The following is a 15823-nucleotide window of genomic DNA, read 5'->3' on the forward strand; positions in this document are numbered from 1 at the left end:
GTCCTCATGGGCCGGGGCGTTGACCCCGGCCGCAGTTATCAGGCAGTTACAGCCGATTCCAGGAAGTCCTGGGCAAAACGTTGCAACACGCCGCCCGCCTCGTAGATCGACACTTCTTCAGCCGTGTCCAGCCGGCAGGTCACCGGCACCTCGACACGCTCGCCGTTCTTGCGGTTGATCAGCAACGTCAGTTGCGCACGCGGGGTGCGTTCGCCGATCACGTCGTAGGTTTCCGTGCCGTCGATCTTCAGGGTCTTGCGGTCGGTGCCCGGCAGGAACTCCAGCGGCAGCACGCCCATGCCCACCAGGTTGGTGCGGTGGATGCGCTCGAAACCTTCGGCGGCAATCGCTTCAACACCGGCCAGGCGTACGCCCTTGGCCGCCCAGTCCCGGGACGAACCCTGGCCGTAGTCGGCGCCGGCAATGATGATCAGCGGCTGCTTGCGCTCCATGTAGGTTTCGATGGCTTCCCACATGCGCGTGACCTTGCCTTCCGGCTCCAGGCGCGCCAGCGAACCCTGCTTGACCTTACCGTCTTCAACCACCATTTCATTGAACAGTTTCGGGTTGGCGAAGGTGGCGCGCTGCGCGGTCAAGTGGTCGCCACGATGGGTCGCGTAAGAGTTGAAGTCGACTTCCGGCAGGCCCATTTTCGCCAGGTATTCGCCCGCGGCGCTGTCGAGCATGATCGCGTTGGACGGCGACAGGTGATCGGTGGTGATGTTGTCTGGCAGCACCGCCAGCGGGCGCATGCCCTTGAGCGGACGTGCACCGGCCAGGGCACCTTCCCAGTACGGCGGGCGACGGATGTAGGTGCTCTGCGGGCGCCAGTCGTACAGCGGCGTGACCTTCGGGCCAATGTCTTCGTGGATCGCGAACATCGGGATGTACACCTGGCGAAACTGCTCCGGCTTGACCGACGCCTTGACCACCGCGTCGATTTCTTCGTCGCTTGGCCAGATGTCCTTGAGGCGGATTTCCTTGCCGTTGGCGTCCAGGCCCAGCACGTCTTTTTCGATGTCGAAACGGATGGTGCCGGCAATCGCATAGGCCACCACCAGCGGCGGCGACGCGAGGAACGCTTGCTTGGCGTACGGGTGGATACGGCCGTCGAAGTTGCGGTTACCCGAAAGCACGGCGGTGGCGTACAGGTCGCGGTCGATGATCTCTTGCTGGATCACCGGGTCGAGTGCACCGGACATGCCGTTGCAGGTGGTGCAGGCGAACGCCACCACGCCGAAACCCAACTGCTCCAGCTCGGTGGTCAGCCCGGCTTCGTCGAGGTACATCGCGACGGTTTTCGAACCCGGTGCCAGGGACGACTTGACCCACGGCTTGCGGGCCAGGCCGAGCTTGTTGGCATTGCGTGCCAGCAGGCCGGCGGCAATCACGTTGCGCGGGTTGCTGGTGTTGGTGCAACTGGTGATGGCGGCGATGATCACCGCGCCGTCGGGCATTTGCCCCGGCACGTCATCCCACTGGCCGGAGATGCCCTTGGCCGCCAGGTCGCTGGTGGCGACGCGGGCGTGGGGGTTGCTCGGGCCGGCCATGTTGCGCACCACCGAGGACAAATCGAAGCTCAGGCCACGCTCGTATTGCGCGCCCTTGAGGTCGTCCGCCCACAGGCCGGTGTGGCGAGCGTACTGCTCCACCAGGGTGACTTGCTCGTCTTCACGGCCGGTGAGCTTCAGGTAGGCGATGGTCTGTTGGTCGATGTAAAACATCGCGGCGGTGGCGCCGTATTCCGGGGCCATGTTGGAAATGGTGGCACGGTCGCCCAGGGTCAGCGCCGAAGCACCTTCACCGAAGAACTCCAGCCACGCACCGACGACCTTCTGCTTGCGCAGGAACTCGGTCAGCGCCAGCACCATGTCGGTGGCGGTGATGCCCGGTTGCAGCTTGCCCGTCAGCTCCACGCCAACACTTTCCGGCAGGCGCATCCACGAGGCGCGGCCGAGCATCACGCTCTCTGCTTCAAGGCCGCCAACGCCGATGGCGATCACGCCCAAGGCATCAACGTGAGGCGTGTGGCTGTCGGTGCCGACGCAGGTATCCGGGAAGGCCACGCCGTCACGTACCTGGATCACCGGAGACATTTTCTCCAGGTTGATCTGGTGCATGATGCCGTTGCCCGGCGGGATCACGTCGACGTTCTTGAAGGCCTTTTTGGTCCACTCGATAAAGTGGAAACGGTCTTCGTTGCGACGGTCTTCGATGGCGCGATTTTTCTCGAACGCCTGCGGGTCAGAACCACCGGCTTCGACGGCCAGGGAGTGGTCGACGATCAGTTGGGTCGGCACCACCGGGTTGACCTGGGCCGGGTCACCGCCTTGCAGGGCGATGGCGTCGCGCAGGCCGGCAAGGTCCACCAGGGCGGTCTGGCCGAGGATGTCGTGGCACACCACGCGGGCCGGGAACCATGGGAAATCGAGGTCGCGTTTGCGTTCGATCAGTTGGCTCAAGGAGGCATTGAGGGTTGCGGGGTCGCAGCGACGCACCAGGTTTTCCGCGAGTACGCGGGAGGTGTACGGCAGTGTGGCGTAGGCGCCGGGGGTGATTGCATCGACTGCCGCGCGGGCGTCAAAGAAATCGAGGCGGCTGCCGGGGAGCGGTTTGCGGTGTTCAGTGTTCATCGTCAGGACTCGGTCACGGTAGTTGCAAAAGGAAGAACCGGTGCTGATCCAAGGTGGAATGCGATCAAAATGTGGGAGCGGGCTTGCTCGCGAAGGCGGTGTGTCATTCAACACACATGGCGACTGTCACACCGCCTTCGCGAGCAAGCCCGCTCCCACCTTTTTGATCCGTTTTCACCCCAAGATCAGCGGTTTCTCCACTCAGCGACGTTCGATTGGCACGAACTTGCGCTGCTCAACGCCGATGTACTCGGCGCTCGGACGGATGATGCGGTTGTTGGCACGCTGCTCGAACACGTGAGCTGCCCATCCTGTCAGCCGCGAGCAGACGAAAATCGGGGTGAACAGCTTGGTCGGGATGCCCATGAAGTGGTACGCCGAGGCATGGTAGAAGTCGGCGTTGGGGAACAGTTTCTTCTGCTCCCACATGGTCTTGTCGATGGCTTCGGAAACCGGGAACAACACGGTGTCGCCCACTTCGTCGGCGAGTTTTTTCGACCAGGCCTTGATCACTTCATTACGCGGGTCGCTGTCTTTATAGATCGCGTGGCCAAAGCCCATGATCTTGTCCTTGCGCGCCAGCATGCCGAGGGTGCCTTCCACCGCTTCCTGGGCGGAAGAGAAACGCTCGATCATCTCCATCGCCGCTTCGTTGGCACCACCGTGCAGCGGGCCACGCAAGGAGCCGATGGCGGCAGTCACGCAGGAATACAAGTCCGACAGGGTCGACGCACACACGCGGGCGGTGAAGGTCGAGGCGTTGAATTCGTGCTCGGCGTAGAGAATCAGCGACACGTTCATCACCTTGACGTGCAAGTCGCTGGGCTTCTTGTCGTGCAGCAGGTGCAGGAAGTGCCCGCCGATGCTCGGCTCGTCGGTCACGCAGTTGATGCGCTGGCCGTCGTGGCTGAAGCGGTACCAGTAGCACATGATCGCCGGGAACGCGGCCAGCAGGCGGTCGGTCACGTCGCGCTGCACGCTGAAGTCTTTCTCCGGCTCGATGTTGCCCAGGAACGAGCAACCGGTGCGCATCACGTCCATCGGGTGCGCGTCGGCGGGGATGCGTTCCAGCACTTCTTTCAGCGCCTGGGGCAGGTCGCGCAGTTTGCCGAGCTTGGCGGTGTAGGCGGCCAGTTCGGCTTTGGTCGGCAGTTCGCCGTAGAGCAGCAGGTAGGCGACTTCTTCAAACTGGGCATCGGCGGCGAGTTCGCGCACGTCGTAGCCGCGATAGGTCAAGCCGGCACCGGCCTGGCCCACGGTGGACAGTGCGGTTTGCCCGGCAACCTGGCCACGCAGGCCAGCTCCACTGAGTACTTTTGCTTCGGCCATGGTTATCTCCAATCTTGTAGTTATTAGTGAGGCGCTCGCGTTACTTCTTGGCGGCGAACAGCGCGTCGAGCTTCTGCTCGAAGGTGTGGTAGTCGATGCGATCATAAAGCTCCATGCGGGTTTGCATGGTGTCGATCACGTTCTGCTGGGTGCCGTCGCGACGGATCGCGGTGTAGACGTTCTCGGCGGCCTTGTTCATGGCGCGGAAGGCCGAGAGCGGGTACAGGACGATGGAAACATCCGCAGATTTCAGTTGATCGACGGTATAGAGAGGTGTCGCACCGAATTCGGTGATGTTGGCCAGGATCGGCGCTTTCACGCGAGAGGCGAACAGCTTGTACATCTCAAGCTCAGTGATGGCTTCCGGGAACACCATGTCGGCACCGGCCTCGATGCAGGCGGCGGCACGTTCCAGGGCGGATTCCAAACCTTCCACGGCCAGTGCGTCGGTGCGGGCCATGATCACGAAGCTGTCATCGGTACGCGCATCCACCGCAGCCTTGATGCGGTCGACCATTTCCTGCTGGGACACGATTTCTTTGTTCGGGCGATGGCCGCAACGCTTGGCGCCCACCTGGTCTTCGATATGGATCGCCGCCGCGCCGAACTTGATCATCGACTTGACGGTGCGCGCCACGTTGAACGCGGAGGAGCCGAAACCGGTGTCCACGTCCACCAGCAGCGGCAGGTCGCACACGTCGGTGATGCGGCGCACGTCCGTCAGCACGTCATCCAGGCCGGTGATGCCCAGGTCCGGCACACCGAGGGAGCCGGCAGCCACCCCGCCACCCGACAGGTAGATCGCCTTGAAGCCGGCGCGCTTGGCCAGCAGCGCATGGTTGGCGTTGATCGCGCCGACTACCTGCAACGGGTGCTCGCTGGCAACCGCGTCACGGAAACGCTGGCCTGGAGTGGTGTTGTTATTGGAACTCATGACTCACCTCGTGATTGGGGAGCGCCGTCCGGGAAGTGACGGGCAATGTTGCGTTTGGAGGCACCGATATGCCGGCGCATCAACAACTCGGCCAGTTCACCGTCGCGATCGGCAATCGCGTCAAGAATGCGGTGATGCTCGGCAAAGGCCTGGCGTGGACGATTGGGGGTGGCGGAGAACTGGATGCGGTACATGCGCACCAACTGATACAGCTCGCCGCACAACATTTGGGTCAGGGTGCGATTACCGGCGCCTTGAATTATCCGGTAATGAAAATCGAAGTCGCCTTCCTGCTGGTAGTAGCCGACACCGGCCTGGAAGGCCGCATCGCGCTCGTGGGTGTGCAACACCTGGCGCAGCTCTTCGATCTCGGCGTCGGTCATGCGCTCGGCGGCCAGGCGGCAGGCCATGCCTTCCAGGGATTCGCGGATTTCGTAGAGTTCGATCAGTTCTTCATGGCTCAACGAGACCACTCGCGCGCCCACATGGGGGATGCGCACCAGCAGGCGCTGGCCTTCCAGGCGATGAATCGCCTCGCGCAGCGGGCCACGGCTGATGCCATAGGTGCGCGCCAGTTCCGGCTCGGAGATCTTGCTGCCGGGGGCGATTTCGCCCTTGACGATGGCGGCCTGGATACGCCGGAAGACGTTCTCGGACATGGTCTGGGAATCGTCTTGGGCCATCACTGGGGTTTCCAGTTGATCCAGCATATTGTCGACACCTTCAAAAGCAATGCCGCAAAAACTAGCCAATCAGCCCCGGATAGTCAAAGAATAAATAAACATTGTCGACAATCGTCTAATAACCCGCCTTGCACTCTATCGGGGCATGGCCGGCTGCCAGCGCTGGCGCCAGAAAACCTTCATGTTAGAATGCCGGCCACTTTTGCCTCACATCCCTGGATGAAAAGGCGCACGAGGGAGCTTGCGCAGCAATGCCAGTCGCCTTGAATTGAACATCGCACTGCACCGCGTCAGGATTTATGAGACTCAAGCCCTTCCCCCTTTTGCTTCTACTGTTTATCCCGGGCCTTGGCGTTGCTGCCGAGAAGACCGTTTATGGACTCAATGAATACGCCAAGTTGGCCGGCATTGACCTGGAAGTGGCCGCCAAGCTCGACACCGGGGCCAAGACCGCGTCCTTGAGCGCCCGTGACATCAAGCGCTTCAAGCGCAACGGCGAGTCCTGGGTGCGCTTCTACCTGGCCATCGACACCGCACACTCCCACCCCATCGAGCGTCCCCTGGCCCGCGTGAGCAAGATCAAGCGCCGCGCCGGTGACTACGACCCCGATGAAGACAAGAACTACACCGCCCGTCCAGTCATCGCCCTGGACATCTGCATGGGCACCGCTTTACGCAGTATCGAAGTGAACTTGACTGACCGCAGCGCCTTCCAATACCCGCTGCTGATCGGCTCCGAAGCGCTGAAACGCTTTGATGCGCTGGTCGACCCCAGTCTCAAATACGCGGCGGGCAAACCTGCCTGCGCCTCCGACGCTCATACCGCTGAGTAATTTGAATGCGCTCTCTTAATCTGCACCTGAAAATCCTGATCGCCGTTTTGGTGGTCTTGGGCATTTCGGTCACCGCCTATCAGATTTTCGTGCTGGGGATTCCCGTCACCGAGGACGCCACCGACGACCTGTGGAACATCGACGCCAAGGTCGAGTTCGTCGCCAGCGCCAAGGACCCGGTGAAAATCCAGATGTTCGTGCCGCCCCTGAGCCGCGACTTCGTCAGCCTGAATGAAAGCTTTATCTCGAATAACTACGGCGTCAGCGTCAATCGCCTCGACGGCAACCGCAAGGTCACCTGGTCGGCACGCCGGGCCAAGGGCAACCAGACCCTCTACTACCGCCTGGTGCTGACCAAGCGTTACAGCGGTGAAAAGATCAAGGTCAAGGGCCCGACCTTCCGCGACAGCATCGCCGTCGAAGGCCCGGAAAAAATCGCCGCCGAAGCCCTGCTGGCGCCGATCCGCCAGCACTCGGCCGACGTCGAGACCTTTATCAGCGAAGCCATCAAGCGCACCAACAACCTCAACGACGACAACGTGAAGCTGCTGCTGGCGGGCGACCCGTCGACGCCGCACAAGGCCAAGATCGTCGAGTTGCTGCTGTCCATCGCCCATGTGCCGGTGGAAAAGGTCCACACCATCCGCCTGGTGGCCGACCAGCCGCAAACCCCGGAACTCTGGCTGCGCAGTTTCAATGGCAACGACTGGCTGTACTTCAACCCCGACACCGGCGAGCAAGGCCTGCCGGCCGACCGCCTGCTGTGGTGGACCGGTGATGAAAACCTGATCACCGTCGACGGCGGCAAGAAGGCCATGGTGACCTTCAGCCTCAACAACAGCGAAATGAACGCGATTCGCCTGGCCAAGCTGACGGACGAAAACACCGACGCCAACTTCCTCGAGTACTCGCTGTACGGCCTGCCGCTGCAAACCCAGCAGACCTTCATGATCATGGTGATGATCCCGATTGGCGTGCTGGTGATCCTGATCCTGCGCAACCTGATCGGCCTGCAGACCCTTGGCACGTTTACCCCGGTGCTGATTGCCCTGGCGTTCCGAGAGACACAGCTGGGCTTCGGGATTGTGCTGTTCACCATTATTACGGCGCTGGGGCTGTCGCTTCGGTCTTACCTGGAACACTTGAAGCTGCAGATGCTGCCGAGGCTCTCGGTGGTGCTGACCTTCGTGGTGGTGCTGATCGCCGCCATCAGTCTGTTCAGCCACAAGCTCGGCCTGGAGCGCGGGTTGTCGGTGGCACTGTTCCCGATGGTGATCCTGACCATGACCATCGAACGCCTGTCGATCACCTGGGAAGAACGCGGTGGCGGCCATGCGATGAAAGTCGCGATCGGCACGCTGTTCGCCGCTTCCCTGGCGCACATCATCATGAGCGTGCCGGAACTGATCTACTTCGTGTTCACCTTCCCGGCGATCCTGTTGATCCTGGTGGGCTTCATGCTGGCCATGGGTCGTTATCGCGGCTACCGCCTGACCGAACTGGTGCGTTTCAAGGCCTTCCTCAAGGCTGACTCGTAATGTTCGGCTTCTGGAAGACCTGGAAGGCCCTGGAAGCGCGGGGGATCATGGGCATCAACCGGCGAAATGCCGACTACGTGCTCAAGTACAACAAGCGCAGCCTGTATCCGATCGTCGATGACAAGATCATCACCAAGGAACGGGCCATGGCCGCCGGCATCCACGTGCCGGAAATGTACGGGGTCATTTCCACCGAGAAGGAAATCGACAAGCTCGACGAGATCATCGGCGGGCGCAGCGACTTCGTGATCAAGCCGGCCCAGGGCGCCGGTGGTGACGGTATCCTGGTGATCGCCGACCGTTTTGAAGGGCGCTATCGAACGGTCTCCGGCAAGATCATCAGCCATGAAGAAATCGAGCATCAGATTTCCAGCATCCTCACCGGCCTGTATTCCCTCGGCGGCCACCGTGACCGCGCGCTGATCGAATACCGGGTGGTGCCTGACCAGATCTTCAAAAGCATCAGCTACGAAGGCGTACCGGACATCCGCATCATTGTGCTGATGGGCTACCCGGTGATGGCCATGCTGCGCTTGCCCACCCGCCAGTCCGGCGGCAAGGCCAACCTGCACCAGGGCGCGATTGGCGTGGGTGTCGACCTCGCCACCGGCCTGACCCTGCGCGGCACCTGGCTGAACAACATCATCACCAAGCACCCCGACACCACCAATGCGGTGGACGGCGTGCAACTGCCCAACTGGGACGGGTTCATGAAGCTCGCCGCCGGCTGCTACGAGCTGTGCGGCCTGGGCTATATCGGCGTGGATATGGTGCTGGACCAGGAAAAGGGTCCGTTGATCCTGGAACTTAACGCTCGCCCGGGGCTGAACATCCAGATTGCCAACGACTGCGGCCTGACCTTGCGCACCCATGCCGTGGAGGCTCGACTGGAAGAGCTGAAGGCGGCGGGCGTAACGGAAACACCGGAGGAACGGGTTAAGTTTGTGCAGGAAATGTTTGGGCATATTCCGGCGGTCGAGGGATAAACCCAGTGACCTGCTCCGTACACCCGCTGCCCTACCGGGCCAACCCTGCCGAATACTTTGCAGCAATCCGCCATGCGCCCGGCGCGGTGCTGCTGGACAGTGGCCGACCGGCGGCCGAGCGCGGCCGTTATGACCTGCTGAGCGCCTGGCCCGAGACGACCCTGGCGGTACTACCCGACGAAAGCGGCATTGATTTCCTGCAGCGCCTGCGGGAAAACCTGACGTTGCTGGGTGAAGCCACGATCCCCGCGCCCTACGAACTGCCGTTTGCCGGCGGCCTCATCGGCTACCTGAGCTACGACTTCGGTCGTCATCTTGAGCACCTGCCGCACCTGGCGGTGGACGACCTGCACCTGCCGGATGCACGCTTTGGCCTGTACGCCTGGGCCTTGATCAGCGATCACCAGGCGCAGACCAGCCAACTGGTGTTCCACCCCAAACTGGCGGAAAGCGAACGGCAACGCCTGATTACCTTGTTCGGTCAGCCGACCATCAGCGCATCGGCCACCTTCAAGCTGCAAGGCCCAATGGCCCCGGACGTGACAGCCGACACCTACCAGCACGCCCTCGCCCGTATCCAGGACTACATCCAGGCCGGTGACTGCTACCAGGTCAACTTTGCCCAACGTTTCCGTGCCCCGTGCAGTGGCGATCCGTGGGTGGCCTACTGCGCCTTGCGCGAAGCCTGCCCGACGCCGTTTTCCGGGTTCCAAAGCTTGCCGGATGATGGCGCGGTATTGAGTTTATCGCCGGAACGCTTCGTCAAAATCAGCCAGCGCCAGGTGGAAACCCGCCCGATCAAGGGCACCCGGCCAAGGGGGGCGACGCCTGAGGAAGATGCAGCCAACGCCGCTGAATTGCTGGCGAGCCCCAAGGATCGTGCCGAAAACCTGATGATCGTCGACCTGCTGCGCAACGACCTGGGCCGCACCTGCCGCACCGGCTCGGTGAGGGTCCCGGAGTTGTTCAGCCTGGAAAGCTATCCCAACGTGCATCATCTGGTGAGCAGCGTGACCGGCGAATTGGCCGACGATAAAGACGCCCTCGACCTGATCGCCGGCAGCTTCCCCGGCGGCTCCATCACCGGCGCACCGAAGATTCGCGCGATGCAGATCATCGACGAGCTGGAGCCGACCCGGCGCGGGTTGTATTGCGGTTCGCTGGTGTATCTGGACGTGCGCGGCGAGATGGACAGCTCCATCGCCATTCGCAGCCTGTTGGTCAAGGATGGTCAGGTGTGCTGCTGGGGCGGCGGCGGGATTGTCGCGGACTCGGAGTGGCAGGCGGAGTATCAGGAGTCGATGACCAAGGTGCGGGTGTTGTTACAAACCTTGGAAAGCCTGTAGCACCCAGCCCCTTCCTGGCTCGCTGACGTAGAGCCACGCAGCAGAAAAGACCTGAATCAGTACCGAAGTAGACGGGGTCGAAGCCGGAGGATAGCGTCCGGTTTCAACCGTCCACCAGCCGTCTGTGAAGGATCACATGAAACGACTGCCTACTTGTCAGGAAAGATTTCCGAGATTGCGCATTCCTTATGAGAGTTTGCTGGCAGGGGTCTAGGCTGTGCAGTGGCCACTCCGGCCCCATCGCGAGCAAGCCCGGCTCCCACAGGGGAGCGCGGTCAACATGTGGGAGCTGGCTTGCCTGCGATGAAGGCGTCAGCCACGCCAAAGAACTTACAGGCTCAACGAACGATTCGACGCCTTGATGAACTCCTTCTTCAAATCCTCAAACGTATGCACCGCCGGGAACTGCGGGAACTCGCGAATCACGTTCTCCGGCGCGTGGAACAGAATCCCACGGTCGGCCTCACCCAGCATGGTGGTGTCGTTGTAGGAATCACCAGCGGCAATCACGCGGTAGTACAGGGTCTTGAAGGCCAGCACCGACTGACGCTTGGGATCTTTCTGACGCAGCTGGTAGCTCACCACCCGGTCACTCTCGTCGGTGATCAACCGGTGGCACAGCAAGGTCGGGAAACCCAGTTGGCGCATCAGCGGCTGGGAGAACTCATAGAAGGTGTCAGACAGGATCACCACCTGGAAGCGCTCGCGCAGCCAATTGACGAACTCGATGGCGCCGTCCAGCGGCTTGAGGGTGGCGATCACTTCCTGGATGTCCGAGAGCTTCAGCCCATGCTCATCAAGAATGCGCAGGCGCTGTTTCATCAGCACGTCGTAGTCGGGGATGTCCCGGGTGGTGGCCCGCAAGGATTCAATACCGGTTTTTTCGGCGAAGGCGATCCAGATTTCCGGAACCAGCACCCCTTCCAGGTCGAGACAGGCAATTTCCACAAGACACTCCCATTTAAAGTTATTGAGTTGAGCGAGCAAAAGGACTGCCGAACTCTAGCGATTCACGCTGGCCGCCGCAACGCAGGCGGGATTTTGTTACCATCGCCCCCCTATAGAGCGCTCAGCGCCACTGACCTGTAGGAACCGTCCTGATGAACCAAGCCTTCGACGTCGCTGAACTCGCCGCGACTTACGCCAACAAATCCGCCCAGGACATTCTCAAGCTGGCCTTCAGCCAGTTTGGCGACGACCTGTGGATCTCTTTCAGCGGTGCCGAGGACGTGGTGCTGGTAGACATGGCCTGGAAGCTGAACAAGAACGTCAAGGTGTTCAGCCTCGACACCGGTCGCCTGCACCCGGAGACCTACCGGTTTATCGAGCAGGTGCGTGAGTTCTACAAGATCGACATCGAACTGATCTCGCCGGACCAGAGCAAGCTGGAACCCTTCGTCAAGGAAAAGGGCCTGTTCAGTTTCTACAAGGACGGCCATGGCGAGTGCTGTGGCGTGCGCAAGATCGAACCGCTGCGCCGCAAGCTGTCCGGTGTAAGCGCCTGGGCCACCGGCCAGCGCCGCGACCAGAGCCCCGGCACCCGCAGCCAGGTGGCCGCGCTGGAAATCGATACGGCTTTTTCCACCCCGGAACGCACCCTGTACAAGTTCAACCCGCTGGCGCAGATGACCAGTGAGGAAGTATGGGGTTACATCCGCATGCTGGAGTTGCCGTACAACAGCCTGCACGAGCGCGGTTTTATCAGCATCGGCTGTGAGCCGTGCACCCGTCCGGTACTGCCGAACCAGCACGAACGCGAAGGCCGTTGGTGGTGGGAAGAAGCAACCCAAAAAGAATGCGGGTTGCACGCCGGGAACATCATCAGCAAGGCATAACGCCTGAGCCAGAATCCTGTACACAGAAATGTCACCATCGGTGCCATTTTTGTGTGCACTTATAAGATCCTGCACCGAAAAGTTACATCCTCCCTCGTCACACCTCTTCTAAAATCCCCGCCCCTCTCTGCGCTACAAAATAAATAGCTGTTCAAACGGTCAATTTATATCGCTTCAAATTCAGCCGGTTATTTCCAATCACGCTAAAAACCAAATCGCCGTGTATTTCACCCGGCGAAAATCTGGCACGCATGTGGCTTAAGGCAAAACACACTTTGTATACAATTAATAAAAAAGATACATACACTTTGACATCAGCCGCTCTCCTGCTGATGTCCAGGAGCCTGCCGGAATGCGTACAAGTCTCTCCAATAACATCGCACTGGATCTGCCCTCCTCCACCCTGAACCCCGAGGCCACGAGCCCCGGCCCGTTGGTCCTCAGCCCGCGCCTGCACAACAAGGACCTGGCGCCCACCAAGGCCGAAGGCCGGCGCTGGGGCCGCTACAGCATCTTTGCCTTGTGGACCAACGATGTGCACAACATCGCCAACTACTCCTTCGCCATCGGCCTGTATGCGCTGGGCCTGGGTGGCTGGCAGATTCTGCTGTCCCTGGGGATCGGCGCGGCGCTGGTGTACTTCTTCATGAACCTGTCGGGCTATATGGGGCAGAAGACCGGCGTACCGTTTCCAGTGATCAGCCGCATCAGTTTTGGCATCCATGGTGCGCAGATTCCGGCACTGATTCGTGCGGTGATCGCGATTGCCTGGTTCGGGATACAGACCTACCTGGCCTCGGTGGTTTTCCGCGTGCTATTGACAGCGGTTCATCCAGGTTTTGCCGACTACGACCACAACTCGATCCTCGGCCTGTCCACCCTGGGCTGGGCGTGTTTTGTGGCGATCTGGTTTGTGCAGCTCGCCATCCTCGCCTATGGGATGGAGATGGTGCGCCGCTATGAAGCCTTCGCCGGGCCGGTGATTCTGCTGACAGTAGCGTCCCTGGCCGGCTGGATGTATTTCCAGGCCGGCGGCCAGATCGCCTGGTCGATCCGCGAGCCGCTGACCGGTGGTGAGATGTGGCGCAATATCTTTGCCGGCGGCGCGCTGTGGCTGGCGATCTACGGCACGCTGATCCTGAATTTCTGCGACTTCGCCCGCTCCTCGCCGTGCCGCAAGACCATCAAGGTCGGTAATTTCTGGGGCCTGCCGGTGAATATCCTGGTGTTCGCGGCCATCACCGTGCTGCTGTGCGGCGGGCAGTTCCACCTCAATGGCCGGGTGATTGAGAGCCCTACGGAAATCATTGCGGCGATACCCAACACATTCTTCCTGGTGCTGGGCTGCCTGGCGTTCCTGATTGTGACCGTGGCGGTGAACATCATGGCCAACTTCGTCGCGCCGGCCTTTGTGCTGAGCAACCTGGCGCCCAAGTACCTGAACTTCCGCCGCGCCGGGCTGATCAGCGCCACCGTGGCGGTGTTGATCCTGCCGTGGAACCTCTACAACAGCCCGCTGGTGATCGTGTATTTCCTCTCGGGGCTGGGCGCACTGCTGGGGCCGTTGTACGGGGTGATCATGGTCGACTACTGGTTGATCCGCAAAAGCCAGGTGGACGTGCCGCAGCTGTATAGCGAAGACCCGAATGGCGCTTATTACTACAGCCGCGGGATCAATTTGCGCGCCGTGGCGGCCTTCATTCCTGCCGCGGTGATCGCCATTCTCCTCGCCCTGCTGCCCGGTTTCGCCCTCGTCTCGCCCTTCTCCTGGCTGATTGGCGCCGGTATTGCAGGGCTGCTGTACCTGCTGTTCGCCAAGCGCCAGCCGTACTACGCCGATGTGAGCGGCGAAAGCATTGCAGTCGATAACGTCAGTCATTAAGTAAGGACATTCCATGCGCATCCTTGTGGTCAACGTCAACACCACCGAGTCCATCACCGAGGCCATCGCCAAACAGGCACGGGCGGTGGCGTCCCCCGGCACCGAGATCGTCGGCCTGACTCCGTTTTTCGGTGCCGAATCGGTGGAAGGCAATTTCGAAAGCTACCTGGCGGCCATCGCGGTGATGGACCGGGTGATGGCTTACGACCAGCCGTTCGATGCGGTAATCCAGGCCGGCTACGGCGAACATGGCCGCGAAGGCTTGCAGGAGTTGCTCAACGTGCCGGTGGTGGACATCACCGAAGCGGCCGCCAGCACCGCGATGTTCCTCGGACATGCCTACTCCGTGGTGACGACTTTGGACCGCACCGTGCCGCTGATCGAGGACCGGCTGAAACTGGCCGGCTTATACCAGCGGTGCGCGTCGGTACGGGCCAGCGGCATGGCGGTATTGGAACTGGAGGAAGACCCGCTGCGGGCCATGGAGGCCATCGTGCGCCAGGCTGAATTGGCGATCAGCGAAGACAAGGCCGAAGTGATCTGCCTGGGCTGCGGCGGCATGGCCGGGCTGGATGAGCAGATTCGCTACCGCACGGGTGTGCCGGTGGTGGACGGTGTGACCTCGGCTGTCACCATTGCCGAAGGCTTGGTGCGGTTGGGACTGTCGACCTCGAAGATCCGCACGTTTGCGACGCCGAGGCCGAAGAAAGTGATCGGCTGGCCCGGAAAGTTCGGACATTGAAGATCCAAAATGTGGGAGCGGGCTTGCTCGCGAAAGCGGTGGATCAGTCGATGCATATGGTGACTGTCACACCGCCTTCGCGAGCAAGCCCGCTCCCACACTTTGATCCCCACAAGGATCAAATGGCGCTGAACCGCCGCCCCAACTCGCGTTCGACAAACTGCTCCAGGATGAAATCCACAAATGCCCGGGTCTTGCCGGGCAGCAGCTTGTGTTCGGCGTAGTACAGCGAGATGTTGCCGTCGTCGACATACCAGTCGGGCAGCACTCGCACCAGTTGGCCGCTATCCAGATACGGCACCGCCATCGGCATGCTGACCAGCGCAATCCCCAGGCCCTGGGCACTGGCGCAGCAGGCGGCGCCCGAGTCGCTCATGGTCATGCGCGGCTTGAGCACCAGCGGGCGTTGTTCGCGCGTGCGGTGGGTGAGTTGCCACGAACGCACGCGCCCGGTTTGCGGTGAGCGGATCAGGATGCCGTTGCACACAGACAAGTCCTCGGGCACGACCACCGGCTTGCGTTTGGCGAGGTATTCCGGTGAGGCCAGCAGGATCCGGTGCGCCGGCGCCAGCTTGCGCGCGACCACGCCCTGGGGCAGCTCAAAACCACCGCCGATCGCGGCATCGAAGCCCTGGCCGATCAGGTCCACCTGGCGGTTATCAAAATGCCAGTCGGGGTTGATATCAGGAAAGCGCTTTAGAAACTCCCCCAGCAACGGCACCACATAACGGTTGCCGAACACCGTGCCCATGCTCACTTTCAGCGTGCCCACTGGCCGCCCTTCGGCACTGGCCAGGTTAGCCACGGCGTTTTGAATGGTGGTGAGGCTGCCGCTGACTTCTTCGAGGAAGAGCTTGCCGGCCTCAGTCAGCGTCAGGCGCCGGGTGCTGCGCTGGAACAGCCTTACACCCAGGCGCGCCTCCAGCTTGGCCACACTTTTGCCCACGGCCGCCGGGGTCAGGCTCAGGTGCCGGGCAGCTTCGGCAAAACTGCCGCCTTCGGCGCTGCGCACGAAGCATTCGATACTGCCAAAGCTTTCCATATCGCCCCACTCTAAACTTTTGGTTTACACAGACTATAGC

At 61.3% G+C, this 15823-nt stretch carries 13 protein-coding genes; 7 read left to right on the forward strand and 6 right to left on the reverse strand.

Features of this window, described 5'->3' with window-relative positions:
- Positions 1 to 38 precede the first annotated feature (38 nt).
- The 4 genes from acnD to A462_RS24670 all read right to left on the reverse strand — a co-directional run bounded on the left by acnD (position 39) and on the right by A462_RS24670 (position 5606).
- The gene (gene acnD, locus A462_RS24685; protein ID WP_008432674.1) at positions 39 to 2633 is read right to left on the reverse strand and encodes a Fe/S-dependent 2-methylisocitrate dehydratase AcnD; all 2595 of its coding nucleotides are present in this window, start codon (positions 2631 to 2633) and stop codon (positions 39 to 41) included.
- A 201-nt stretch (positions 2634 to 2834) separates the two neighbouring features.
- Positions 2835 to 3962, reverse strand: coding sequence for a bifunctional 2-methylcitrate synthase/citrate synthase (gene prpC, locus A462_RS24680; RefSeq protein ID WP_008432675.1), 1128 nt, complete (start codon positions 3960 to 3962; stop codon positions 2835 to 2837).
- Between the two features lie 40 nt (positions 3963 to 4002).
- Complete coding sequence (gene prpB / locus A462_RS24675; RefSeq protein ID WP_003214976.1) at positions 4003 to 4896, reverse strand: methylisocitrate lyase; 894 nt, start codon at positions 4894 to 4896, stop codon at positions 4003 to 4005.
- Positions 4893 to 5606 carry a GntR family transcriptional regulator gene (locus A462_RS24670; RefSeq protein ID WP_008432676.1) on the reverse strand — a complete coding sequence of 238 codons (714 nt, stop codon included), beginning with the start codon at positions 5604 to 5606 and terminating at the stop codon, positions 4893 to 4895. Before A462_RS24670 ends, prpB begins: the two co-directional genes overlap by 4 nt.
- Positions 5607 to 5878: 272 nt before the next feature.
- Here A462_RS24670 and rloA point away from each other — a divergent pair, with 272 nt between their 5' ends.
- The 4 genes from rloA to pabB are packed head-to-tail and all read left to right on the forward strand — an operon-like array spanning position 5879 to position 10282.
- Entirely contained in the window at positions 5879 to 6412 is a 534-nt protein-coding gene (rloA, locus tag A462_RS24665) for a retropepsin-like aspartic peptidase RloA (protein ID WP_023659091.1), read from the forward strand.
- 5 nt (positions 6413 to 6417) lie between these two features.
- Entirely contained in the window at positions 6418 to 7950 is a 1533-nt protein-coding gene (gene rloB / locus A462_RS24660) for an osmotic stress tolerance membrane protein RloB (RefSeq protein ID WP_008432680.1), read from the forward strand.
- Positions 7950 to 8936: an alpha-L-glutamate ligase-like protein gene (locus A462_RS24655; protein WP_003214969.1), complete on the forward strand. Its 987-nt coding sequence runs from the start codon at positions 7950 to 7952 to the stop codon at positions 8934 to 8936. The genes rloB and A462_RS24655 overlap by 1 nt, the downstream gene beginning before the upstream one ends.
- 5 nt (positions 8937 to 8941) lie before the next feature.
- Positions 8942 to 10282 carry an aminodeoxychorismate synthase component I gene (pabB, locus tag A462_RS24650; RefSeq protein ID WP_008432683.1) on the forward strand — a complete coding sequence of 447 codons (1341 nt, stop codon included), beginning with the start codon at positions 8942 to 8944 and terminating at the stop codon, positions 10280 to 10282.
- A gap of 330 nt (positions 10283 to 10612) precedes the next feature.
- On the opposite strand, the gene thrH is transcribed toward pabB, so the two are convergent.
- The gene (thrH, locus tag A462_RS24645) at positions 10613 to 11230 is read right to left on the reverse strand and encodes a bifunctional phosphoserine phosphatase/homoserine phosphotransferase ThrH (protein WP_008432686.1); all 618 of its coding nucleotides are present in this window, start codon (positions 11228 to 11230) and stop codon (positions 10613 to 10615) included.
- 152 nt (positions 11231 to 11382) lie between these two features.
- On the opposite strand from thrH, the gene A462_RS24640 reads away from it, so the two are divergent.
- The 3 genes from A462_RS24640 to A462_RS24630 all read left to right on the forward strand — a co-directional run bounded on the left by A462_RS24640 (position 11383) and on the right by A462_RS24630 (position 14741).
- On the forward strand, positions 11383 to 12117 hold the full coding sequence (locus A462_RS24640) for a phosphoadenylyl-sulfate reductase (RefSeq protein WP_003214958.1): 735 nt from the start codon (positions 11383 to 11385) through the stop codon (positions 12115 to 12117).
- Between the two features lie 352 nt (positions 12118 to 12469).
- Complete coding sequence (locus A462_RS24635) at positions 12470 to 13999, forward strand: NCS1 family nucleobase:cation symporter-1 (protein ID WP_008432689.1); 1530 nt, start codon at positions 12470 to 12472, stop codon at positions 13997 to 13999.
- 13 nt (positions 14000 to 14012) lie between these two features.
- Positions 14013 to 14741: an aspartate/glutamate racemase family protein gene (locus A462_RS24630; RefSeq protein WP_008432690.1), complete on the forward strand. Its 729-nt coding sequence runs from the start codon at positions 14013 to 14015 to the stop codon at positions 14739 to 14741.
- A 118-nt stretch (positions 14742 to 14859) separates the two neighbouring features.
- On the opposite strand, the gene A462_RS24625 is transcribed toward A462_RS24630, so the two are convergent.
- Entirely contained in the window at positions 14860 to 15783 is a 924-nt protein-coding gene (locus A462_RS24625; protein ID WP_008432691.1) for a LysR family transcriptional regulator, read from the reverse strand.
- Positions 15784 to 15823 lie beyond the last annotated feature (40 nt).

The organism is Pseudomonas sp. Ag1 (assembly GCF_000278565.1).
Classification (GTDB): Bacteria; Pseudomonadota; Gammaproteobacteria; order Pseudomonadales; family Pseudomonadaceae; genus Aquipseudomonas.

Excerpts from the sequence above, each read along its gene's own strand:
- acnD (WP_008432674.1), bottom strand. The coding sequence starts at position 2,633 with ATGAACACTGAACACCGCAAACCGCTCCCCGGCAGCCGCCTCGATTTC.
- prpC (WP_008432675.1), bottom strand. The coding sequence starts at position 3,962 with ATGGCCGAAGCAAAAGTACTCAGTGGAGCTGGCCTGCGTGGCCAGGTT.
- prpB (WP_003214976.1), bottom strand. The coding sequence starts at position 4,896 with ATGAGTTCCAATAACAACACCACTCCAGGCCAGCGTTTCCGTGACGCG.
- A462_RS24670 (WP_008432676.1), bottom strand. The coding sequence starts at position 5,606 with ATGCTGGATCAACTGGAAACCCCAGTGATGGCCCAAGACGATTCCCAG.
- rloA (WP_023659091.1), top strand. The coding sequence starts at position 5,879 with ATGAGACTCAAGCCCTTCCCCCTTTTGCTTCTACTGTTTATCCCGGGC.
- rloB (WP_008432680.1), top strand. The coding sequence starts at position 6,418 with ATGCGCTCTCTTAATCTGCACCTGAAAATCCTGATCGCCGTTTTGGTG.
- A462_RS24655 (WP_003214969.1), top strand. The coding sequence starts at position 7,950 with ATGTTCGGCTTCTGGAAGACCTGGAAGGCCCTGGAAGCGCGGGGGATC.
- A462_RS24640 (WP_003214958.1), top strand. The coding sequence starts at position 11,383 with ATGAACCAAGCCTTCGACGTCGCTGAACTCGCCGCGACTTACGCCAAC.
- A462_RS24635 (WP_008432689.1), top strand. The coding sequence starts at position 12,470 with ATGCGTACAAGTCTCTCCAATAACATCGCACTGGATCTGCCCTCCTCC.
- A462_RS24630 (WP_008432690.1), top strand. The coding sequence starts at position 14,013 with ATGCGCATCCTTGTGGTCAACGTCAACACCACCGAGTCCATCACCGAG.
- A462_RS24625 (WP_008432691.1), bottom strand. The coding sequence starts at position 15,783 with ATGGAAAGCTTTGGCAGTATCGAATGCTTCGTGCGCAGCGCCGAAGGC.